Source organism: Anaerobacillus alkalilacustris (genome assembly GCF_001866005.1).
Taxonomy (GTDB): Bacteria; Bacillota; Bacilli; order Bacillales; family Anaerobacillaceae; genus Anaerobacillus; species Anaerobacillus alkalilacustris.
Genome location: NZ_MLQR01000029.1, coordinates 173,067 through 196,402 on the forward strand (window position 1 = coordinate 173,067; position 23,336 = coordinate 196,402).

At 34.1% G+C, this 23,336-nt stretch carries 25 protein-coding genes; all 25 read right to left on the reverse strand.

Features of this window, described 5'->3' with window-relative positions:
- Nucleotides 1-18: 18 nt before the first annotated feature.
- The 25 genes from dxr to BKP37_RS11605 all read right to left on the reverse strand — a co-directional run bounded on the left by dxr (nucleotide 19) and on the right by BKP37_RS11605 (nucleotide 23,336).
- Nucleotides 19-1,170, reverse strand: a complete 1,152-nt coding sequence (gene dxr / locus BKP37_RS11485) for a 1-deoxy-D-xylulose-5-phosphate reductoisomerase (RefSeq protein ID WP_071309730.1) — start codon at nucleotides 1,168-1,170, stop codon at nucleotides 19-21.
- 85 nt (nucleotides 1,171-1,255) lie between these two features.
- Entirely contained in the window at nucleotides 1,256-2,047 is a 792-nt protein-coding gene (locus BKP37_RS11490) for a phosphatidate cytidylyltransferase (RefSeq protein ID WP_071309731.1), read from the reverse strand.
- Between the two features lie 17 nt (nucleotides 2,048-2,064).
- Nucleotides 2,065-2,832 (reverse strand): undecaprenyl pyrophosphate synthase, encoded by a 768-nt coding sequence (locus BKP37_RS11495; RefSeq protein WP_071309732.1) that lies wholly within the window; start codon nucleotides 2,830-2,832, stop codon nucleotides 2,065-2,067.
- 463 nt (nucleotides 2,833-3,295) lie between these two features.
- Complete coding sequence (gene frr / locus BKP37_RS11500; protein ID WP_071309733.1) at nucleotides 3,296-3,853, reverse strand: ribosome recycling factor; 558 nt, start codon at nucleotides 3,851-3,853, stop codon at nucleotides 3,296-3,298.
- 2 nt (nucleotides 3,854-3,855) lie between these two features.
- On the reverse strand, nucleotides 3,856-4,578 hold the full coding sequence (gene pyrH / locus BKP37_RS11505; RefSeq protein ID WP_071309734.1) for a UMP kinase: 723 nt from the start codon (nucleotides 4,576-4,578) through the stop codon (nucleotides 3,856-3,858).
- A 235-nt stretch (nucleotides 4,579-4,813) separates the two neighbouring features.
- Nucleotides 4,814-5,692, reverse strand: a complete 879-nt coding sequence (gene tsf / locus BKP37_RS11510) for a translation elongation factor Ts (protein WP_071309735.1) — start codon at nucleotides 5,690-5,692, stop codon at nucleotides 4,814-4,816.
- A 175-nt stretch (nucleotides 5,693-5,867) separates the two neighbouring features.
- Nucleotides 5,868-6,566 carry a 30S ribosomal protein S2 gene (gene rpsB / locus BKP37_RS11515; RefSeq protein ID WP_071309736.1) on the reverse strand — a complete coding sequence of 233 codons (699 nt, stop codon included), beginning with the start codon at nucleotides 6,564-6,566 and terminating at the stop codon, nucleotides 5,868-5,870.
- A 158-nt stretch (nucleotides 6,567-6,724) separates the two neighbouring features.
- The gene (locus tag BKP37_RS11520; protein ID WP_071309737.1) at nucleotides 6,725-7,225 is read right to left on the reverse strand and encodes a DUF6115 domain-containing protein; all 501 of its coding nucleotides are present in this window, start codon (nucleotides 7,223-7,225) and stop codon (nucleotides 6,725-6,727) included.
- Between the two features lie 416 nt (nucleotides 7,226-7,641).
- Nucleotides 7,642-7,956 carry a hypothetical protein gene (locus tag BKP37_RS11525; protein WP_071309738.1) on the reverse strand — a complete coding sequence of 105 codons (315 nt, stop codon included), beginning with the start codon at nucleotides 7,954-7,956 and terminating at the stop codon, nucleotides 7,642-7,644.
- Nucleotides 7,957-8,347: 391 nt separating this feature from the next.
- Nucleotides 8,348-9,721, reverse strand: a complete 1,374-nt coding sequence (locus tag BKP37_RS11530) for a flagellar assembly protein A (protein ID WP_071309739.1) — start codon at nucleotides 9,719-9,721, stop codon at nucleotides 8,348-8,350.
- A gap of 63 nt (nucleotides 9,722-9,784) precedes the next feature.
- Nucleotides 9,785-10,555: a FliA/WhiG family RNA polymerase sigma factor gene (locus tag BKP37_RS11535; RefSeq protein WP_071309740.1), complete on the reverse strand. Its 771-nt coding sequence runs from the start codon at nucleotides 10,553-10,555 to the stop codon at nucleotides 9,785-9,787.
- Nucleotides 10,556-10,566: 11 nt separating this feature from the next.
- Nucleotides 10,567-10,881, reverse strand: coding sequence for a hypothetical protein (locus BKP37_RS11540; protein WP_071309741.1), 315 nt, complete (start codon nucleotides 10,879-10,881; stop codon nucleotides 10,567-10,569).
- Nucleotides 10,881-11,369 (reverse strand): chemotaxis protein CheD, encoded by a 489-nt coding sequence (locus BKP37_RS11545; protein WP_071309742.1) that lies wholly within the window; start codon nucleotides 11,367-11,369, stop codon nucleotides 10,881-10,883. Before BKP37_RS11545 ends, BKP37_RS11540 begins: the two co-directional genes overlap by 1 nt.
- On the reverse strand, nucleotides 11,362-12,003 hold the full coding sequence (locus BKP37_RS11550) for a chemotaxis protein CheC (protein WP_071309743.1): 642 nt from the start codon (nucleotides 12,001-12,003) through the stop codon (nucleotides 11,362-11,364). Before BKP37_RS11550 ends, BKP37_RS11545 begins: the two co-directional genes overlap by 8 nt.
- The gene (locus tag BKP37_RS11555; RefSeq protein WP_071309744.1) at nucleotides 12,003-12,482 is read right to left on the reverse strand and encodes a chemotaxis protein CheW; all 480 of its coding nucleotides are present in this window, start codon (nucleotides 12,480-12,482) and stop codon (nucleotides 12,003-12,005) included. The genes BKP37_RS11550 and BKP37_RS11555 overlap by 1 nt, the downstream gene beginning before the upstream one ends.
- Before the next feature lie 44 nt (nucleotides 12,483-12,526).
- Nucleotides 12,527-14,578 (reverse strand): chemotaxis protein CheA, encoded by a 2,052-nt coding sequence (locus tag BKP37_RS11560; protein ID WP_071309745.1) that lies wholly within the window; start codon nucleotides 14,576-14,578, stop codon nucleotides 12,527-12,529.
- A 15-nt stretch (nucleotides 14,579-14,593) separates the two neighbouring features.
- A complete protein-coding gene (locus BKP37_RS11565) occupies nucleotides 14,594-15,619 on the reverse strand; it encodes a protein-glutamate methylesterase/protein-glutamine glutaminase (protein ID WP_071309937.1) in 1,026 nt (341 codons plus the stop codon).
- 49 nt (nucleotides 15,620-15,668) lie between these two features.
- Complete coding sequence (locus BKP37_RS11570) at nucleotides 15,669-16,538, reverse strand: MinD/ParA family protein (RefSeq protein ID WP_071309746.1); 870 nt, start codon at nucleotides 16,536-16,538, stop codon at nucleotides 15,669-15,671.
- Complete coding sequence (flhF, locus tag BKP37_RS11575; RefSeq protein WP_071309747.1) at nucleotides 16,531-17,709, reverse strand: flagellar biosynthesis GTPase FlhF; 1,179 nt, start codon at nucleotides 17,707-17,709, stop codon at nucleotides 16,531-16,533. Before flhF ends, BKP37_RS11570 begins: the two co-directional genes overlap by 8 nt.
- Nucleotides 17,709-19,745, reverse strand: coding sequence for a flagellar biosynthesis protein FlhA (gene flhA, locus BKP37_RS11580; RefSeq protein WP_071309748.1), 2,037 nt, complete (start codon nucleotides 19,743-19,745; stop codon nucleotides 17,709-17,711). Before flhA ends, flhF begins: the two co-directional genes overlap by 1 nt.
- 62 nt (nucleotides 19,746-19,807) lie before the next feature.
- Nucleotides 19,808-20,890, reverse strand: coding sequence for a flagellar biosynthesis protein FlhB (gene flhB, locus BKP37_RS11585; protein WP_071309749.1), 1,083 nt, complete (start codon nucleotides 20,888-20,890; stop codon nucleotides 19,808-19,810).
- A gap of 1 nt (nucleotide 20,891) precedes the next feature.
- Entirely contained in the window at nucleotides 20,892-21,668 is a 777-nt protein-coding gene (gene fliR, locus BKP37_RS11590) for a flagellar biosynthetic protein FliR (RefSeq protein ID WP_071309750.1), read from the reverse strand.
- Nucleotides 21,668-21,937, reverse strand: a complete 270-nt coding sequence (fliQ, locus tag BKP37_RS11595) for a flagellar biosynthesis protein FliQ (protein WP_071309751.1) — start codon at nucleotides 21,935-21,937, stop codon at nucleotides 21,668-21,670. Before fliQ ends, fliR begins: the two co-directional genes overlap by 1 nt.
- A gap of 14 nt (nucleotides 21,938-21,951) precedes the next feature.
- A complete protein-coding gene (gene fliP, locus BKP37_RS11600) occupies nucleotides 21,952-22,629 on the reverse strand; it encodes a flagellar type III secretion system pore protein FliP (RefSeq protein WP_071309752.1) in 678 nt (225 codons plus the stop codon).
- A complete protein-coding gene (locus BKP37_RS11605; protein WP_071309753.1) occupies nucleotides 22,626-23,336 on the reverse strand; it encodes a flagellar biosynthetic protein FliO in 711 nt (236 codons plus the stop codon). Before BKP37_RS11605 ends, fliP begins: the two co-directional genes overlap by 4 nt.

Sequence of the window (23,336 nt, forward strand, 5' to 3'; positions counted from 1 at the left end):
CTTCTTCATTGCGATCTATTATTTAACCATTACATTTCGAACAAACTTTCTTGTTTCTTCATCAATTTCTTGGATGACTTCTAAAGTCGGAGATATAATATTTTGATGTTGAAGTAATGCCCGTTCGATAGCTTCTTCTATTTGCAGGAAAGAAATTTTACCATCTAAAAATAATGAAACGGCTTCTTCATTTGCTGCATTTAATACAACGGGCATGGTCCCACCAGACTTTCCTGCATCATAAGCAAAACGTAGACAGCGATATCGGTCAAACGATGGTTTAGCAAAATGTAATTTCCCCACATCCCATAGCTTTAAACGATTAGATTCTTGAAATTTAATTCTATTAGGATAGGTTAACGCATATTGGATTGGTACTTTCATATCCGGAGTACCTAATTGAGCAATGACACTACTATCTACAAACTCCACCATAGAATGTATGATACTTTCTTTGTGAAGAATGACCTCAATTTTATCATAGGGAATCTGAAACAACCAAAAGGCTTCTATAACCTCAAGACCCTTGTTCATCATCGTTGCTGAATCAATGGTTATTTTTGCTCCCATTGACCAATTAGGATGATTTAGTGCGTCTTTAACAGTAACATCTTTCAACTCGGAGCGATCTCTATCTCGAAAACTACCGCCTGAGGCAGTAAGAATTAACTTCTCAACCTCTACTAGATTTTCTTGCTGTAAACATTGAAAAATAGCTGAATGTTCACTATCAATTGGTAAAAGCTGAACGTTGTATTTTTTTGCCTCGCTCGTTACAATATGTCCTGCAGTAACTAAGGTTTCTTTGTTAGCAATGGCAATCGTCTTACCTGCTTTAATAGCAGATAATGTAGGTTTTAACCCTACACTACCAAGTACAGCATTTACTAAAATATTAGCATCATTATTCGCTGCTACCTCTTCTAAACCTTCTGCCCCATAAAGTAACTGTACATCCTTTGGTATTTCTTTAAGAAGTTTATCGTAATCATCTTTAAATTGTACGGATACAAGCTTAGGCTTAAACTCATGTATTTGCTTTAAGCCCAAATCGATATTCTTTCCAATCGATAGCGCTTCAAGACTAAACTTGTCCGGGTGTTTTCTTATCACCTCTAATGTCTGGGTTCCTATTGAACCAGTTGACCCTAACAAACTTATTTTTTTCATTTATATACTCCTCATAACATTGTAATAGACAATCATATATTTATGTATTGTTTACTTATTAAAAATGAAATGTTTAGCCAAATTATTATATAAAATGGAATAAATATAGTATTGGCATAACAAATATTAAGCTATCAAAGCGGTCTAAAATGCCACCGTGACCTGGTAGAATATTGCCAGAATCCTTTACAGAATAATGTCTTTTTAATGCAGACTCAACTAGATCACCCAATTGTCCAACAATCGAAACAACTATGCTTATTAAGAGAACTGTAAATAAAGAATCAAAAATAGGAACAAGCCAATTAAAAATTAGACCAACTGCTAGAGCACATCCAATTCCACCGATTGAACCTTCAATCGTTTTTTTAGGACTAATATCAGGCCACAATTTTCTCTTTCCAATTGCTCTCCCAAAGAAGTAGGCTCCAGTATCTGTTGCCCATATTAAAAATAAAATAAAAAACACAAGCCATAACCCAAGTTCTGCAAGTCTAGTTTCAATCAAAAAGTGAAAACCAAATCCAACATAAACAGAAGAAATAATAACAAAGCCAACTTCATCAAACGTATAAGAGTTTTTGCTAATAACAGTTATTGCTAAAAAAATTAGAATAAAAGATAAAAACAATTCAGTTCTATTAATGTGAGGAATGTATGGTTCTATCCATTGATTTGGTACTAGGAGTACCCACATGAATAACAAACTTAATATACCCATAATTGAATATGGGGAGATATGCTTCATTCTTAACAATTCTATCATCGCAATTGAGGCTAATAGCATAATAAATAGTGTAAATGGTAACCCACCTATGATTATTAACAATATAAACGCTAAGCCAGCAATAACCCCTGTAATAATTCTCTCTTTCATTAGTATATTGCTCCTTTCTATATACCCCCAAAACGCCGAATTCGTTGCTGATACACATGAAGTGCTTCTAAAAAGTGTTCTTCTGAAAAATCTGGCCAAAGTATATCAGTAAACCAAAACTCAGTATAGGCAAGTTGCCATAACATAAAGTTACTAAGACGAATCTCTCCACTCGTTCGTATTAATAAGTCAGGATCTCTCAGTTCTTCTGTCATTAAATATTTTGAAACAAGCTCATGGTTTATAGAGTTTAGATCTAGATGACCACTTGCAGCTTCTTTGGCTATATTTTGTATAGCAAAAACGATTTCATCCCGACTCCCATAATTCAGCGCAAAATTTAAGATTAAACCAGTATTGCTTTTTGTTTGTTCAACTGCTTTTTCGATTGCTTGAATTGTATGGTTAGGGAGATTGTTCATACAGCCCATAAAACGGATCTGTACATTTTCCTCGATAAGTTTTGGTAACTCTACACTTAAATAACGTTCAGGTAACCGCATTAAAAAATCGACTTCATTTTTCGGTCGTTTCCAATTTTCGGTAGAAAAAGCATATAAAGTTAAAACTTCTATTCCTAATTGATTTGCTTTTTTAACAATTTTATTAATTACATTCATACCTTCACGGTGTCCAGCAATACGAGGTAAACCTCTTTTTTTAGCCCAACGGCCGTTGCCGTCCATTATTATCGCTACGTGCTTAGGTATATTTTCTAAATTTTTATTATCTGCCTTATTCTCTTTTTTTGATTTTACCTTCCAGTATGAGAACTTTTCAAGCATGTTCTTGTCCCCCAATAGAATACGTAATTCACGTCGCAAGTCATCCTTGCTAAATTTTTATACTTCCTAACGTGCTAGAAAAACATATATATTACTAAATCAAACACCTTAACAATTGTATATGATAAGCAAATATATCACAATGTTAATTGTAACCTAAGCTTGAAAAAAATTGACCTATGTAATAAGTGACAAAAAATTACTTCCAAAACTGAATAATGAAAAAATGTGAAGGTAGTTACCACTTAAGGTCAAGAATAAAGCACCTTTTCACAAATTGAATGATAAAAAACAACTAGATGTATATACAGATTTAATTACCATTCTTGAACGAAACGAAAGAAAATATAATCACTTCATAAAAATATTTCTTCAAGCCAAGTTAATTTTCATAAAGGTGTAAAAAAAACCCCCTGATTATGATAGAGGGTCTATTCATTATTCTATTTTACATTGAAAAAGTTTACACTTCCATGATTTCTTTTTCTTTATTAGCTGCAACTTCATCAATTTTTACAATTTCTTTATCAGTTAACTTTTGAACATCTTCAGTACTACGGCGTAACTCGTCTTCTGTAAGCTCACCATCTTTCTGAAGTTTCTTTAAATCGTCGTTTGCATCGCGACGAACATTTCGAATGGCAACCTTTGCATCTTCTGCAGATTTTTTTACTAATTTCACTAGTTCGCGTCGTCTTTCTTCAGTTAATGGTGGAATTGTAATACGGATAACTGAACCATCGTTAGACGGACTTAACCCTAGGTCAGATTTTTGGATAGCTCTCTCCACATCTGCTAATGCAGATTTGTCGTAAGGCTGTATTAATAATAACCTGGCTTCTGGTACAGTAATTGAAGCTAATTGGTTTAATGGTGTAGATGCACCGTAATAATCTACATGAATTTTATCCAAAATTGATGGGTTAGCACGGCCTGCACGTAATGTAGAAAGTTCACGACGTAGTGCTTCAATTGCCTTATTCATTTTTTCTTCAGAAAGCTTTAAAACTTCTTTACTCATTTTTAATTCCCCCTCACAATTGTACCAATATTTTCACCAAGAACGGCGCGTTTAATATTACCTTCTTCCATAATCGAAAACACAATAAGTGGGATGTCATTATCCATACATAAAGATGATGCCGTAGAATCCATTACCGCTAATCCCTCTTTTAGTACATCTAAATATGTTAATGTATCATATTTTTTAGCATTTGCATCAATTGACGGATCAGCACTATATACACCATCAACTTTATTTTTTGCCATTAAAATAACTTCTGCTTCGATTTCAGCAGCTCTTAGTGCAGCAGTAGTATCAGTTGAGAAATATGGGTTTCCTGTTCCTCCTGCAAAAATAACAACACGATTTTTTTCTAGGTGACGAATCGCCTTTCTTCTTATGTAAGGTTCAGCAACCTGTCTCATTTCAATTGACGTTTGAACTCTTGTGGGAACGTCTATATTCTCTAAACTATCCTGTAACGCTAAGGAATTCATTACTGTAGCAAGCATCCCCATGTAATCTGCGGTTGCCCGATCCATTCCTTTTGCACTCCCAGCCATTCCACGCCAAATATTTCCACCACCAACTATAATGGCAACTTCAACATCTAATGAAACAATTTCTTTAATTTGTTGAGCGATTGATTGAATAACTGTTGGATCAATTCCATATCCTTGTTCTCCAGCGAGGGCTTCACCGCTTAACTTTAGTACGATTCTTTTATATTTAGGTTTTTCCATGTTAACCTCCAGTGCGTTATATAAAGCTTAATAACAATAGTTTTGGAACTTACAACCCAACTAATTGTTATTTTTATTTATTCTACCTTTAAAGGCAATTTGTCCCTCACCAAAACTTACAGCTCCTGTAATTTTAGGTGAGGGAGGAATTTAATTACCTAATTTAACAGAGAATAAAAAATTATCAATAGGCTATTTGGAAAAAGGGACACCTAGTGCCCCTTAAATAGCTAGCTTACTTTTTAACTTGATTCATTACTTCTTCAGCAAAGTTTTCTTCACGTTTCTCCATACCTTCGCCTACTTCATAACGAACAAATGATTTAACCGTAGCACCTTTATTTGCAACATACTTACCAACCTTTTGATCTCCATCTTTTACAAATGGTTGATCTAATAGACAAATATCTTCAAAATATTTACTTAAACGCCCTTCTACCATTTTAGCAACGATATTTTCAGGTTTACCTTCATTTAAAGCTTGTTGAGTTAAAACTTCACGTTCACGAACTACTTCTTCTTCAGAAACTTGATCACGTGAAACGTAAAGTGGATTAATTGCAGCTACATGCATTGCTACGTCTTTAGCTAATTCTTCATCATTTTTACCTTCAAGAACTGTTAATACACCAATTCTTCCACCCATGTGTAAATATGCACCGAATGCATCATTATCAGTTTTTTCTACGATTTCAAATCGACGTAATGAAAGCTTTTCACCAATTTTTGCGATTTGTGTATTAATGTACTCTTGTAAAGTAGTTTCTTCATACGCTTGTCCTAAAGCTTCCTCTACTGTTGCTGGTGATTTAGAAAGAATACTTTGCGCTACATTAGCAACTAGCGCTTTAAAGTTTTCATTTTTTGCAACAAAGTCTGTTTCAGAGTTAACTTCAACAATCACAGCTTTATTCCCTTGAACTTCAACAAAAGTTAAACCTTCAGCTGCAATTCGGTCTGCTTTTTTCGCAGCCTTTGCAATACCCTTCTCACGAAGAAGGTCAATTGCTTTTTCCATATCCCCTTCAGTCTCTGTTAATGCTTTTTTACAATCCATCATACCTGCACCTGTTCTTTCGCGCAGTTCTTTAACCATACTTGCAGTAATTGCCATTTTATTTCCTCCTTAAATTATGTACATAAAAACTTGCATACTAAGTTTCCCATCTACTTAGTATTAACATTTTTTTACATTTTTAACTAGATTTTTTAAAGTAACAAAAGTAAAAAAAGTAAAAAAGGTGCTAAAGGGTAAGACCCTTTACCACCCTTTTTAGAGCAAAATGAAATTAAGCAGATGTTTCTTCGCCTTGGTTAGCTTCAATAATAGCATCTGCAATTTTTGCAGTAAGTAATTTTACCGCACGGATTGCATCATCATTACCAGGAATTACGTAATCAATTTCATCAGGATCACAGTTTGTATCAACGATTGCAACAATCGGAATGTTCAATTTACGAGCTTCCGCAATAGCAATACGCTCTTTGCGTGGATCAATAATGAATAAAGCATCAGGAATACCTTTCATATCTTTAATTCCACCAAGGAATTTTTCAAGACGTTCCATTTCCTTTTTAAGAATGATTACTTCTTTTTTAGGAAGAACTTCGAAAGTACCATCTTCTTGCATTTGCTCTAATTGCTTTAAACGAGAAATACGCTTTTGGATTGTTTCGAAGTTTGTTAGTGTACCACCTAACCAACGTTGGTTGATAAAGTACATTCCACAACGTTCTGCTTCTTCTTTTACTGAGTCTTGTGCTTGTTTTTTTGTACCAACAAATAGTACTTTACCACCTTGTGCAGCCAAGTCTCTTACGAAGTAGTAAGCTTCCTCAACTTTTTTGACCGTCTTTTGAAGATCAATAATATAAATTCCGTTTCTTTCGGTGAAGATGTAGCGATCCATTTTAGGGTTCCAACGGCGAGTTTGGTGACCGAAGTGAACTCCTGCTTCTAGTAATTGTTTCATAGAGATTACGCCCATTCTTCACACCTCCTTTTTGGTTTTATTTTTCCTCCGTTCGCATCCTCTTTAAGTAAGACTACACTGTAGCACCTTTACTTAAATTAACGAACGTGTGTGATTAACACCGAGATTTACTATACCATAATCATTTTTTTATATCAAGTCACTAGACAATTTTATTTATGAAATTTTAATAATAACTCTACCTCACCATCTCCCATATTTAACTTTTTAGCAATTTCCTTTGATGTATAGCCTTGTTTCGCGAACGACAGTACCTTTGCTGTATTCGATTGTTCTAAGCTATCTTCAGTAACGCTAACTAATGGTGGAGTATATGCATCATCTTCTTCTATAACTTTTTGCAACACATTTTTCTGAATATGTGGTGCCGAACTATTTACATGTAAATCATCTTTGTAATCATTTGACTTTATTGTCAGTTCACTTACTCCCTTTGTTATTCTTTTGCGCTCAATATCGCTAAGCAACTTTTCATTTTCTTCCTTCATTTCTGTTGTATAAGATATTAATAAATCTTCTATTTCTCGTTTGATCGACTCTAGTTCGTTTGTTTCAGTCAAGTCTTTTTTTGAATTTGTCTTTTGTATTAAAACAATTATAAGATAAAAGGAAACTAAGTGTAATAAGAAGCTAACTGCTAGTAAATATGCCATTTTGTTACCCCTTTACTGTTAATATAGAAAAACGTAAGCACCTTGCTATCCTAATTAAAGCAATTGTGCTTCTGCGTTTTCTAGCGTAGCTCTGAAGACTTTCTCGAAGCTGTGTTTTTGCGACGAGTAACCGCAGGAGCAAATCTGCATGAAGCTAATCAACGAAGGCTTTCAAGAGGTATTTGAAGTCCGTTGCTTGTCTAAAGTGATCGAGCTCGTACGCTGCTTGCGCTAAACATCTTTCTAGCTTCAAAAGTTTATACTTTTCTTATCTTGTAAAATCAAAGGAATTGACCATTTCGGACAATTCCTCCTGTACATAAACATATAATTAGACAGCTTTTCTATCGTAATTTCATTTATTCCAATAAACGAACTAAACATAAAGTAACGTGTTAAAGTTGGAAAAATAATAATTAACAAGACAAGTCTACAAAATTCCCTTTAAACGGATGTTTTGCAAGCGCGAGATCTTGATTATCACTTTTTTGTTTTTCTCCATTTTTCACATTCACAGAGTTATTACCACTTTCTTCGTCATTATGTATATGCTTTGGGTCACACTCTGTAGTTTCATATACTTGTTTTCGTTTTTTTTCGTCCTCTTTGTTTTGTTCCATAGAGATATGATCTTGGGCTACTTGAGCTCTTTGCTGAAGTTGATCTTGAATTTTCCCAACGTTTTGTGACCTAGGAATAGATACCTGCATTTCAACAGCTCTTAAACTCATGGAAATTACCTCCGTTTCTTTTTCGGCATGTCGTCCGCATTAGAAAAGCGCAAGGCTCTGGAGCTATACAGCCTCCAACTTCAAAAACTTTATACTTTCCTTGCAAGAAAAGCGCAAGCGCCTTGGTCACGAGCAGCTGCTCCTGTGCCACTCCGTTTGCTCAAGAGCATTTGTTTTCCGTGCGACGAGTAACCGCAGGAGCAAAGTAGCCTGGAGCATATTCAAGAAGTAATCCAAGAAGACATTGAAGTCAGTAACTTGACTGAAGTAACCGAGCTCGGCTGCTCGCGCTAGACAGTTTCCAGTTAGAAATTTATAAATTTTGAAACTATAAAAAAAACTTATCTAACATGTAGTGTTATCATACAAATCGGATAGAGTAGAAAATAGGTTAAACATGCGTCACCACAATCTCACCATTATCAATATGTACTTTTACAGATTTAAAAACAGTGATTATTTTTCTTCGATATTTACCAAAATGTAAATCAACATTAGGATAAATCTGTTGTTCAACAATCACCGAAGACTCTTCTTCGCTTGAAAATAAGTCTTCAAGTTCCTCAAGTTTCTCTTTTGCTTCTAACATTAGTTCAGTTGTAGAATTAATTGTATTACGTACTCGTAACTTTGTTATTTTTTCAATTGTAGAAAGAGATGATTTTATTTCTTTCTCTGTTAACTTCTCCAATAGTATAGTAAGCTTATTTAAATCATCTTCAGCTTTCTTTAAATTATTAGTATAGACCTTTTCTTTCTCCATAATTTCTTGTTGTACACCTAAATAAAGGGTTGTACGTGTATTATGGGCATTTCCAACTTCTTTAGCCACAATCCGCTTACCAGCTGAAATATCGCCACCAACAATATTCCCTTTCCCTTTTTGACAGAATACGCTACCATTAGCCATTATTTTACTATGCAAAATAGACTGTGTAACATGAACGTCACCCTCTACCTCAACTATGCCTTGATTAATAAAAGACGTATGAAGATCACCCTTTGCCTTAATTAAACCTTTCCCCTGCCCAACAATTCCGGTTGATACAAAAATAGACCCTTCTGATAAAAGGATTGCATTCTCGACAGTACCATGGATTTTAATATCTCCTTTTGACTTAATCTCAAATCCTGCAGGCACATTCCCTCTTATGATGACACTACCTATAAATGAAATATTACCTACCTTTAAATCTAAGTCTCCATTTACTTCATATACAGGGTAAACGTGAATAACCTTATTTTCAATCGACATTTGTCCATCGATCATTGAAAATAACCGTAATCCTTCATCATCGATACGAGTATTTTTTCCTACACGTAACCTGAAGTCCTTGCCTGGCTTTGGGAGTAGTTCCTCTCCAAATACGTTCATACCTGCCGTTCCACTCGTAGCTGTTATTTTTTCACCAATTAATTGTCCATGAGTAACCGAAGGAATATTTATGACTTGTTTTAAATCCACATTATGTAAATCTTTTACCGATTTTATTTCATTATCATTTGGTAAAATAGGCTTTAAAATAGCATCTTTTCCATTAATCGGACTTAGCCCCTCTGCTATGACTACTGGGCAAGTGATTTCATTTGCTGCAATTTTTGTAAGGAATTCTTTTTTTATACCAAATACTATACCATGTTCCATAATAAAACCTAAGATATCATTCTCTGTTATTACGCTGTTTTCGTTAATACGTACTTTTTGTAGTAGAGTGGCTTTTAATTTATCATTATCCAACTGAATTTCAAAATACTCGTCAAGCATTTAGATCTATTCTCCTTTATCAAGGCCTAACCATAAAAGAAAAATGAAAAAGCACATTAATATTTATTTAATATGTGATTTCTTGTTGAAGACTTGTTTTAATCGAAAAAGAGCTTTTGAATGAATTTGAGAAATTCTAGATGTTGAGAGACCTAAAATATGTCCAATTTCTGTTAATGTTAGTTCTTCAAAATAAAATAAACTAATAACAAGTTGCTCATTTTCATTTAAACTTCCAATAATTGTAACAAGTTCTTCGTGCATATTTTTTCTAAGTATTTGCTCTTCTGGTGTTAATGTGCTCTTATCTATTAGGGTATTTTTAAACGTTTCCTCACGCTCGGTATCATTTGTTTTTTCGTCAATTGATAATAAATTAGCAACGAAACTTTCATTCATAACTTGTAAAACTTCTTCCTCTGAAATCTCCAGAGTTTCAGCTACTTCCTTAGCAGTTACATAACGGCCATATTTTTGCTCCAATTTTTCAATCGTTATTTCTACTTTTTTTGTACGTTCCCTTAAAGATCGGGGTAACCAGTCTTCTTGTCTAAGTCCGTCAATAATTGAACCGCGGATTCGAAAAGAAGCATATGTATCAAATTTCAGTTCACGTGTGTAATCAAATTTTTCTAGTGCGTCATATAAACCCATCAGAGCATGACTTTTGAGGTCTTCTTTATTCACATTTTTGGGAAGGCCTACTGAAATTCTTTGAACGTGATAATCTACTAGGGGCATATATATACGAATAAGCTCATCACAAGCTTCAGTATCCCGTTCTTCCAACCATTTTTTCCAAATATACTCATCTCTTTGTTTGGTTTGAGGCATTTTCATCCTCCTTAATCATTTATAAGATCTTTGACATGTCGGCTTACTTTTTTAATCTCTTCTTCGGTATAGCCTTCGATAATTGTATCTTTTCCTATGTGGCTACCTTCTATTTGATTTTTTTCTTCATACTCTAACTTTATCCCTTTTGAAGCAATTAACCATATCCATCGAAAGAAATAAGTTACAATAAAAATGAAGAAAAAAGCATAGGTAGCTCGAACAAAAGAAGTTATCATCGTATTTGAGGTCACTGATCCTATAAATACAAATAAAAACGCAATAACACTAAAGATAATATTAATTACCCATGATCCGATAAACATTATATTTCTGAAACTCCTTGACTTACAGTCCGAATTGATAGTTTGCTAGTCTCTGGATCAAATTCAATAGTTCTCCCACTAGATCCACCAACATCTTCTGCAATAATATTAATTCTTAACTCCTTTAGCTTTTCTCTAACAGCATCTACATTTCGTGGACCTATTCTCATCATTTCACTTGATGTTGTAAACTTAAACATTTGTGATCCCCCTGCGAGCTTTGCACGGAAACGTGTAGGCTTTGCACCTTGCTTTACTAATTTTTCTACCAATACATCTAAAGCTGTATCTGCATATTTTGCTTTATTCATAGATACAGCTTTACCGATTGATGAAACAGGAAGCATAATATGCGCCATTCCACAAATTTTTGTTACCTCATCATAAATGACAACTCCCACACACGATCCAAGGCCTGAAGTACGAATTTTTTGAGGTGATTTAGCTACATTTAGATCAGCCATTCCAACTTTAATAACTTCATTCATCAATTGGTACCCCTAAAGCATGAAAGATTTTTTCGTATGAATCAGGGTCTGGTAATAAAAAGAAATGACCTTTTGTTTTATGTGAGCTTTCATCAACAATTTCCAAAATTTCCGTTTCTATTACAATGGCATAATCGCCTACTTGGGATAGTTCTAACAAACCGTAACTTAATATAGCTATTGCCATATCTACACTTAATGCTGGAACTGAAGGCTGTAATGTAAGCTTTGTAAAATCAGAAAGTGCAGATAAATACGAGCCTGCTAAAATATTTCCTACTTCTTGCAAAGCAGATAAACCTAATTCGGGATATGGTGGATGATTCAAGTTAAAATTTTTATCTACAATTAATTGTTGAATTAACGTATTTGCTTCATTTACCGGAAGCATAAAAAACATATTTCCTGGTACTTCCCCTTCAATTCTCAAATAAATAGCTGCAACTACGTTTTCTGAACCACCAACTAATTCAGTTATCTCATTAAATGACACAAGTCTAACAGCAGGAACCTTCATATCAATCGTCTTATTTAGAAGGTTTGATAAAGCTGTTGCCGCATGGCCAGCACCGATATTTCCAACTTCCTTTAATATATCTAGATGATAATCTTTAATTCGATTAACTAAATCCATTACGTAGTAGCCTCGAGCGATTTTAGTTCTTTAATTTCTTTAGGGTTTAGAACTTTATCTAAATTCAATAAGATAAGAAGGCGCTTGTCCAATTTGGCTACTCCTCGAAGGTAATCAGCTTCAATACCTCCGACTACTTCTGGTGGTGGTTCTACAATGTTAGTTGGAATGTCCACAACATCATTTGCCGCATCGACAATCAAACCAACTTCCATTTCTCCGACAGCTACAATAATAATTCTCGTACTATCTGTTGTTTCAATCTCTTCGATATCAAATCTATTTCTTAGGTTGATAATAGGAGTAACTACACCTCTTAGGTTTATTACCCCTTTTACAAAGTCTGGTGTTCTAGGAACTCTTGTAATATGTTGAATTCTTTCAATTGAGCGTACTTGACTAACCTCAACACCATATTCTTCATCCTTTAGTTGAAAAACAATAACTTTTATTTCATTCACTAAGCTCTCTTCATTCATTTGTTAAACCTCCTTCGTTTCCATTTAACATAAACAACAACATGTTATTTAATTAATGCATTACAATCAACAATTAAGGCAACCTGACCATCCCCTAAAATTGTAGCACCTGATATAGCAAAAACATTTGTTAAATAGTTTCCTAATGATTTAAGAACAATTTCTTGTTGTCCAATAAATGATTCGACTACTAACCCTGCCATCTTTTCACCTTTACGAACAATTACAACCGAATGGTAAGATTCTTCTTCACGTGTGATTGGAACCTCAAAAAAGTCTGTTAAATTTATTAACGGAACAACGCTTCCTCTAAAGTCGATTACTTTTTGATTATGAGCCCTCAGGATATCCTCTTCTTTCACTATCGCTGTTTCAATAATTGAAGATAATGGAATTGCGTATTTTTCATTTTGGACTTCAACTAACATGACTGAAATAATAGAAAGAGTTAATGGTAGTTGGATAGAAAAAGTCGTTCCTTCTCCTAAACTCGAATCAACAGAAACGTTTCCACCTAATGACTCAATTTTACTTTTAACAACATCTAAACCGACACCTCGACCTGATACATCTGTAATTTGATCAGCTGTACTTAAACCTGAAGAGAAAAGCAGTTCATAAACTTGTTTATCGGTTAAATTCTTTTCATTTTCTTTAGTAACTACTCCGCTTGCTATTGCTTTCTTTAAAACTTTTTCTCTATTAATACCAGCACCATTATCAGCTACCTCTATAAAAACATGGTTACCACTATGATACGCTTTTAAGGTAATGTTCCCCTCTTCACTTTTGCCAACACTTAATCGTTTTTCAGGGTTTTCTATTCCATGGTCAATTGAATTTCTTAACAAGTGAACGAGTGGGTCACCAATTTCATCAATTACAGTACGATCGAGCTCTGTCTCAGCACCGATAATTTCCAAATTCACTTTCTTCTTTAAATCTTTTGCTAAACCACGAACCATTCTCGGGAAACGGTTAAATACCTGTTCAACGGGTACCATTCTCATATTTAGTATAATATTTTGTAAGTCACCAGAAATTCTTGACATATGCTCAACAGTTTCTGTTAACTCGCCACTATTAAGATCACGTGCTATTTGTTCTAACCTACCACGATCAATGACAAGTTCTTCAAATAAATTCATCAATATATCAAGTCTTTCAATATTTACACGTATTGTTTTACTTGGAGAATTATTTGATTTCTCTTCTTTAGTAGGTGTTTGATCATCCTGCTCTACTGAGAGAACTGTCTCTTCATTTATTGAATTGTTATCAGTATCTACAGAAATAAGATCATTAGAAGCTTCAATAGAGTACGAATTTAAATCAACTTTTAACACATCAACAGTCTCGACTTCAGAAACCTTTAGAATACGATTTTTCACTTCATTCTCAGATACTTTTGTAATAAGAGTGACTGTAAAATCACGTTCAAAATTCTCTTCTTCAAGCGCTTCGACAGTTGGTGTCGATTTAATAATTTCTCCGATTTGCTCTAACACTTCAAAGACCATGAATACACGAGCTGCTTTTAAAATACAATCTTCTCTCAAGGATATATTTACTTGATTTGCGCTAAAGTCTTGCTCGATTGCCTGGGAGATAACAGTAACCTCGAAGTCGTCATATGACTCCGTTACTTTAGGCTTCTCCATTGTTAGTTCTTTAGTTGAAGCTGTTTCTTTTAAAGCAATTTCACTATCAAAATCTTTTCCCTTTTCAATCTTTTCTAATTTGGCTACTACTTTAGTAACATCACGTTTTCCATCGCCACCATTTGCAATAGATAAAACCATATCTTCTAGATCGTCAACAGCTTCAAAAACAACATCTAAAATATCACTTGTTACTATGATTTTATTATTTCTAACGCCATCAAGAACGTTCTCCATAATATGAGTTAAGCTAGCTAGATCCTCATAGCCCATCGTAGCAGCCATTCCTTTTAACGTATGAGCAGAACGAAAGATTTCATTAACAATATTCACATTTTTTGGGTCATTTTCGAGTTTTAATAAGTTGTCATTCATGGCTTGTAAATGTTCTTTACTTTCATCAATAAACATATCTAAATATTGATTTCTTTCCACGAGATATGCCCTCCTCTACCTACAGTATTTTTGTATGGTTTGTGCAATTTCATCTAGATGTACAATTTCGTCTATTTTATTTGTTTTTATTACAGACCTCGGCATTCCATAGACGATTGCTGTTTCTTCTGCTTCTGCTATTGCAACAACATTTCTACTTTCTTTTAACTTTAATAGTCCTTTTGTCCCATCGGAGCCCATACCGGTCATTATGACAGTTACAGTCGAATAATCTTTAATTTCTGCTATAGAATTCAACATAGTATCAACTGATGGTCGATGTCCATTTTCAGGTGGAGATTGATCTAACTTAATCGCGAGTGATGTACCAATACACCTTACTTTTAAATGGTATCCTCCAGGTGCAATATAGGCAATACCTTTTTTAACAACTTCACCATCTTCTGCCTCTTTCACGATAAGTTTCGACAATCGATTTAGGCGTTCAGCGAGAGATTTTGTGAAACCAACTGGCATATGCTGAACAATTAGAATAGGTGCATTGATATCGGCAGGCAAATCTGCTAAAACTTTTTGTAATGCCTTTGGCCCACCAGTAGATGTACCTATTGCAACTATTTTCTTATCTAGCAACTTTTTAGAGGAGTTATTAACTAAATGATCTTTCCTTACTATTAAATCTTTTTTCTTTTCCTGAGTTGTTGATAATAATTTAGATAATTTTACACTCGCAGCTAAATGTATTTTTTCAATAAGCTCATTTTGTACTTTATATAGATCAAGGGAAATTGCACCTGAGGGCTTTGCTATAAAATCGAGTGCTCCATAAGACATAGCAAGCACTGTATTTTCAGCACCTTCTTTTGTCGTACTACTTACCATGATCACTGGTTTGGGTGTTGACTTCATGATCTGTTGTAAAGCCTCTAACCCATTCATCACTGGCATTTCGACATCTAGGGTCACCACATCCGGATCGTGTATGCGAACTTTTTCGATAGCATCTGCTCCATTACGTGCTGTTGCAATAACTTTGATTCGGTTGTCCTCTTCTAACATGTCCGTTAACATTTTTCTCATGAATGCGGAGTCATCTACAATGAGTGCTCGAATCAAGTTATACACCCCCTTATTTATCTAGAAAGTATTTTTTAAATTTATTTAGAAACATTTGAAACGGTTCCTTCTTTTCTTCAAATGTATTTTCTCCTATATAGTCATTGGCAATTTTAATTACCGCCTTACTAGGCTTACTATCAGGTGAATAAAGTGAAAAAGGAACTTGAGCCTTTACGGCTTTAAGAACAATTGGGTCATTAGGAATAATCCCTAATAATGAAATATCCTTCTGCAAAAATTGTCCAGATACAACCTTTAAATTTTCAAATGTCTTTTTACCTTCTGAATTAGATTCTGCTCGATTTACTAAAACCGAAACAGGAATGTTTTGATCTTTTAATTGTATATACTTCAACATCGCATAAGCATCAGTAACCGAAGTAGGCTCTGGTGTGGTAACGACAATGACTTCAGTAGCTGATAAAATAAAGTTAAACCTATCTTTTGTAGCTCCTGCTCCCATATCAAAGATAATATAATCGAACTCTCCATTAATTAATTCTAACTGCTGCAGAAATCTAGATAGCTTTCTTGGGTTTAATTGAAACATAGAAGAAAGCCCAGTTCCACCTGCAATAAATGAAAGGTTGTTAGACCCTTCTTCTATTATATCCCAGATGGATAGCTCATGTTCTATCATATCAACGAATGTATATTTGCTAGAAAACCCCATCAAAATATCAGCATTGGCCATACCGATATCTAAATCAAATAAAATAACTTTTTTTCCAGCTTTTTTTAATTGAAGGGCAAAGTTTAAGCTAAAGTTAGATTTTCCAACTCCACCTTTACCACTAACAACTGCTATTACTTTTGTACCCCTCTTTCCGTCACTAGCCATATGCAGCATTCGACGTAAATTATTTGCTTGATCATTCATAGTCATCAACCTCGAGTATACTATTTACTATTTCTTTAGCTGAAGCTTCAACAATATCATCTGGAACACTTTGACCATTTGTAATATAGGATACGCCTACTTTATTTTCATGGATTAAATTAATCATTGCTCCTCTTGAAAATGTTTCATCTTTTTTAGTAAAAACAATTTTGTTAATATTTATTTTGGAAAATTGTTCGAAGATTGTAACCATGTCACGATACTTAGAAGTTAATGATAACACTAAGTAAGTTTCCATTTCTTCGTCAAAATCTATCACTTTTTTTAATTCATTAATATACAGTTCATTCAAATAATTTCTTCCTGCAGAATCAACCAAAACTACGTCATAATCAGATAATTTTTCTTTTGCATTTTTAAAATCTTCTACAGTATATGCTACTTCAATTGGGACATTTAATATCTTAGCATACGTTTTTAGTTGCTCAATTGCAGCAATACGAAAGGTATCAGTTGTAATAAATGCAACTCGCTTATGATGTTTTAATACACAATAGGCAGCAATTTTAGCAATTGTGGTTGTTTTTCCAACACCAGTAGGACCTACTAAATTTAAATACTTTTTATTAAATGTAAATCCACCCATCTCTTTCCAATCTACAGTTTCCGTTAATATTTCTTTAGTCCAATTTATTACTTCATCCTTCGTATAGTGTTCCTGATCTAATACATACCATTTTTTTAATAATTTTTTCATCACTTCTATCCGAAGGTTAGGGACAACATCTTGATCAATTAATAGCTGATTGACATATCTTATCGGTTCAGGATAATCATCGAATTGAGTAACAATAGAACTAGATATTCCATTAACAATATTTTTTAATTCTTTTACTTCATTTGCTAATGACTCTTCTTTATGTGAAGGCGAGTGTATACTCTCCTGTTTCTCTTCGTTATTTATTGACTTAAATGGAGTTTTTGGACTAGTATTGTGCGACGGTGTATTCCTCTTAGGTAAAGTCCTACCCACTTGCGGTGCAGTATCAACTGCAGCAATAACTTCAATATTTTTCTTCGTAAAGAAACCCAAAAAACCACCTGTTTCAATTTCTTTTGAGTTTAAAATAACTGCATCGCTACCTAATTCAAGACGGATTTTCTTCATTGCCTCTGCCATTGAATTAGCAACAAACTTTTTCACCTTCATTATACGTTCACCACCCCTACACTTTGAACCTCGATGGTTGGCTCTAATTCATTATAAGATAAAACAGGAACATGAGGTAAATATCTCTCAACTAAATGTCTAATATACATTCTAACAGCTGGAGAGCATAATAAAATTGGCATCTGTCCCATTTCACTCATTCGTTCTACCTCATATATAATGGCATCAACCACGGATTGAGAATCGTTAGGATCCATAGCTAGGAAATTCCCATGTTCTGTTTGTTGAACACCTTCAGCAACAATTTTTTCTACTGACCCACTCACAGTAATAACATAAAGTGGATCATTAACATTCGTATATTGCTTTGTTATTTGCCTTGATAGAGCTTGTCTTACATATTCCGTTATTAAATCGGTATCTTTTGTCATCTGTCCGTAGTCAGCTAAAGTTTCAAAGATCGTTGGTAAGTTACGAATCGATACTTTTTCTTTTAACAAATTAGCTAATACCTTCTGTACTTCTCCAACTGAGAGAGGGTTTGGTGTAACATCATCTACTAACGTTGGATAGGCTTCTTTTAAGTGATCAACTAACTGCTTTGTTTCCTGACGTCCAATTAGTTCATGGGCATGACGTTTAATAACTTCTGTTAAATGAGTCGATACTACTGAAGGAGGATCAACAACTGTATATCCAGATAACTCCGCTTGTTCCTTCATATCCTCACCAATCCATAGAGCGGGCATACCAAAAGCTGGTTCCATTGTATCAATTCCAACGATGCTCTCATCGTCAACCCCAGGGCTCATTGCCATAAAATGATCTAATAATAATTCGCCTTTAGCTACTTCATTACCTTTTATTTTAATGCAATATTCATTTGGTTGTAATTGAATATTGTCTCGTATTCGAATAACAGGAACTATTAAACCTAATTCTAATGCTAATTGTCTCCTTATCATAACAACTCGGTCTAATAAATCCCCGCCCTGATTAGCGTCTGCTAGAGGGATAAGCCCATACCCGAATTCAAATTCTATTGGATCAACTTGTAGAAGATTTACAACACTTTCTGGAGATTTCATATCCTCTTGAGTATCCTCGCTACTAGCAACTTCGTCAATTTGCTCCAGTCTCTTATCATTAGATTTCAGTAGAAAGTAACCACCTATAATTAATAGAGCAGCGACCGGTGTAGTTAATCCAAGGTTTATAGGAGTAAAGAAACCTAGTAAAGCTATAGTTCCACCTGCTATATATAACATCTTTGGATAAGCAAGTAATTGTCTTGATATATCATCTCCTAAATTACCTTCAGAAGCGGCACGAGTAACAACTATTCCGGTAGCAGTTGAAATTAATAGGGCTGGAATTTGACTCACCAGGCCATCACCAACAGTTAAAAGGGTATATTTTGAGGCTGAGGTAGTTAGATCTAACCCCTGTTGCATCATACCAATAATAAGACCAAAAATAATATTAATAATGACAATAACAATTCCAGCTATTGCATCCCCTTTAACGAATTTACTCGCACCATCCATCGCACCGTAAAAGTCAGCTTCTCTCTCGATCTTTAAACGACGCTCTTTAGCTTCTGTATCTGAAATCATCCCTGCATTTAAATCAGCATCAATACTCATCTGCTTTCCTGGCATAGCATCTAATGTAAATCGAGCACCAACTTCAGAAACACGCTCTGCCCCTTTTGTTATTACAACGAATTGAATAATAATTAATATTAAAAAAACAACAAAACCAACTAAAGCATTTCCACCAACAACGAAAGAACCAAACGTGTCGATAACATTACCTGCTTCACCTTTTCCTAAAATCGAACGAGTAGTAGATACATTTAGACCTAAGCGAAATAATGTTACAAGTAATAAAAGAGTAGGAAAAATTGAAAATTGGAGTGGTTCCTTCGTGTTCATTGCAACCAAAATGATAAGTAAGGCAAGAGAAATATTTATTATAATTAAAAAATCCAACATGACAGGTGGCAATGGAATAATTAGCATAACAACGATTAAAATTACTCCAAGTAATACACTTAAATCTCTTACTGACATTGGTTTCTCTCCTTCTTATCTTCAAAAATTACTAAAATATTAAGATCTATTCAGATAAACTATTAAACTTTGTTTTTTATACGGTATACATATGCTAAAACCTCTGCAACTGCCTTAAATAAATCTTCTGGCACTTGATCGCCAATATCAGCTTGATCGTATAAGGCTCTAGCTAGTGGTCTATTTTCGACTGTAATAATCTCATGATGTTTCGCGATTGCTTTTATTTTTTGGGCTAAAAAATCAACCCCTTTTGCAACTACAACTGGTGCATCCATTTTATCGCCGTCATATTTCAGAGCGATCGCATAATGAGTAGGATTTGTAATAACTACATCGGCTTTTGGTACTTCTTGCATCATCCGCTTCATCGCCATTTGCCGTTGTTTTTCTTTTATTTTTGATTTAATTAGAGGGTCTCCCTCTGTTTTTTTGTATTCATCTTTAATATCTTGCTTTGACATTTTAATGTTCTTTTCATGATCATAACGTTGGTACATATAATCTAAAACCGCTAAAAATATTAACAAAATTGAAACCGCAACACCCATTGTTACAGTTAAACTCCCAACAAAAACTAACGAGTCAGCAATAGGAACTAACGATAAAAATAAAATTTGATCAATACTATACCACAGTATTGTAAATGTAACTAATCCAACAAGACATATTTTTAAAAGAGACTTTAATAACTCTACTATCGCTCTAATCGAATAAATCCTTTTAAATCCTTGTATTGGGTTTAACTTACTAAGTTTCATCTTTATTGCTTCAGGTGCAAAAAGAAAACCGACCTGTAGATAATTACTAAGTATTCCTGCTAACATTGCTATTAGCATAATCGGTGCAACAATCATAACCGCCTGTGTTGTTAATTCAAGAAATAAACTTTCTACATTTTCACTTGATAGAGTATATAACAAATATTCTTGGAACATATATTGAGTAAATATAAAAATTCTTTTTCCAACATAGTCACCTAGTAGCCACAAAATAATAAAAACTAACAATAAAATTATAGCTGTATTTATATCAGTACTTTTAGCAACTTGTCCTTTTTTTCTTGTTTCTTGCCGCTTTTTTTGGGTAGCTTTTTCTGTTTTTTCTTGTGAAAAAAATTGCAAATTAATAGGTAATAAAGGCATTCTATAATCCCCCATATAATTGCATCAAAGTACGCATAGTAATAATCATTTGCTCGACTAAATACTTAGTAACGACAAAAAAGGCAGGCATGACAAGAACAAGAATAATAAAACCAACAAGAATTTTCAAAGGAAAACCTATTACAAAGACATTTACTTGGGGTACAGTCCTTGCAATCATACCTAATGCAACATCGACTAAAAACAAACAACCGACTACGGGCATTGCCATTTGAAAAGCAATAATAAACATTGTATTAAACGTTTTAACAACAAACAACAAAATGTTTTCATTTCCAAAATGAATAGCCCATTGCTCTAGTGGTATAAATTGATAACTGTAATAAACTCCATCTAATAACAAGTGATGTCCATCAATAGCTAATAAAAAAAGTAAGGCTAACGTATACAAATAGCCCCCCATTAATGGGCTTTGAGCCCCGGTTTGGGGATCCACTACGTTCGCCATCATAAAACCCATTTTAATATCAATAAAACCGCCCGCAACTTGTATACCATACATCATCACCATCGCAACTAATCCGACAGTTAAACCGACAATCACCTCTTTCATAATTAACATAAAAAAGATGGAATCAATCTCGATAACTGGTGGATCAATTGAAAAGAACATTAGCCAAGATAGAAATAATCCCAGTCCAACTTTATACATTGCGGGTATAGTCCGGTAAGAAAATAAAGGTAACGTTACAAAAAAGGCAGTTACTCGTGAAAGAATAAGTAAAAATGCTGGAACAAAATCTAATATTTCAAGCATTATCCAACAAACCTATGCAAGTTACTAAAAATTTGCTGTGCAAAATTTAACATATTTGATAACATCCAAGATCCGAACATAATTAGACCAACTAATACAGCAACAATTTTCGGTATAAAAGCTAATGTTTGTTCTTGAATTTGCGTAGTCGCTTGAAATATGCTTACCATTAGTCCAACACCTAACGCAATAGCGAGGAGCGGACCAGCGATCACTAGTACTGTAAATACCCCTTTTTCAGCAATCGAAATGACAAATTCTTGATTCAATCAAAATCACCCTTTTAAAAGCTTAATAGAAGAGATCTCACTACCAAATACCAACCATCAATCATAACAAAAAGTAAGATTTTAAACGGTAAAGCAATCATTACAGGTGGTAGCATCATCATCCCCATAGACATCAGAATACTTGCAACAACCATATCTATAACCAGAAACGGTATAAATATCATAAAACCGATTTGAAAGGCCGTTTTTAGTTCACTAATAGCAAAGGCAGGAACTAAGGCGGTTAGTGGGATTTCTTCAATCGAATTTGGTCGGTCTATACCAGCATAGCCCATAAATAATGCCAAATCCTTCTCCCTTGTATGTTCAGCCATAAAATACTTAAAGGGCGTAGCAGCTTGTTCAAAGGCTTCCTCTTGGGTTAATTCATCATTAAAAAGAGGCTGTAATGCCGTTTCATTGACCTCAGAAAAAACTGGGGCCATGACAAAGAAAGTAATAAATAATGCTAGAGCAACTAACACTTGATTCGGTGGCATTTGTTGTGTAGCAAGGCCAGAACGTACAAAAGATAATACGATAATAATCCTCGTAAAACAGGTCATTAAGATTAAAATACTCGGAGCAAGAGTCAATACTGTCAATAGTAACAATAATTGAATAGTAGCCGCTAAGTTTTGCGTATCTTCACTAAAAATATCTAAAGCAGGAATAAATCCAAGTGATATCATAGATGTTCTTTCTCCTTAATTGTGTTGTGTACCTGCTTCTGAGCATTTTTCACATCATTTAACTGCCGCTCTAGTAAACTTTTAAACTGTATTTTCGAATGATTATTATTCACATTTTCTCTTTTTAACTTTGTTTGAATTAGTTGAAACACAGAAGATAACTGTTCTGTGTTTTCTTTGATTTCATAATCTTCTATAATTTTTTTCACTTCAGTTTCGTTATCAATTTCTTTTAAAAGTTGGATAGAATCTCCTATACCAACGACTAAAATTCTTTCGCCTACTCTAATTAACTGAATAGAACGATTTGTTCCAACAGGAACACCACCAATATTTTGCAACGTTCGATGGTTTTGATATGATTGTGTACGTTTTCCAATAAACTTAAATAATGCGTAGATCATAAATACAATTACGGCTAATGCTAAAAATAATTGAAAAAACATTCCAAATAAACTTTGATCTTGCAAAATATCATCTGTGTTAGAAATTACAGGCTCCTCTTTTGCACCAATTTGTTCATTTTCTTTAGCCGTTTCTTCAGTAAGTGGTTGCTCTTGGACATCTATAAATCCATCTAAAACCGACCTATTATCTTCTTGCTCCGCCTGAACAAAAGAAACTTCAAGCGAAGCAAACATTATGATAGCAAAGACAAAGGAAACAAAAAATTTAAAATAATAAAGAGGTCCCCATTTTTTAGCCAT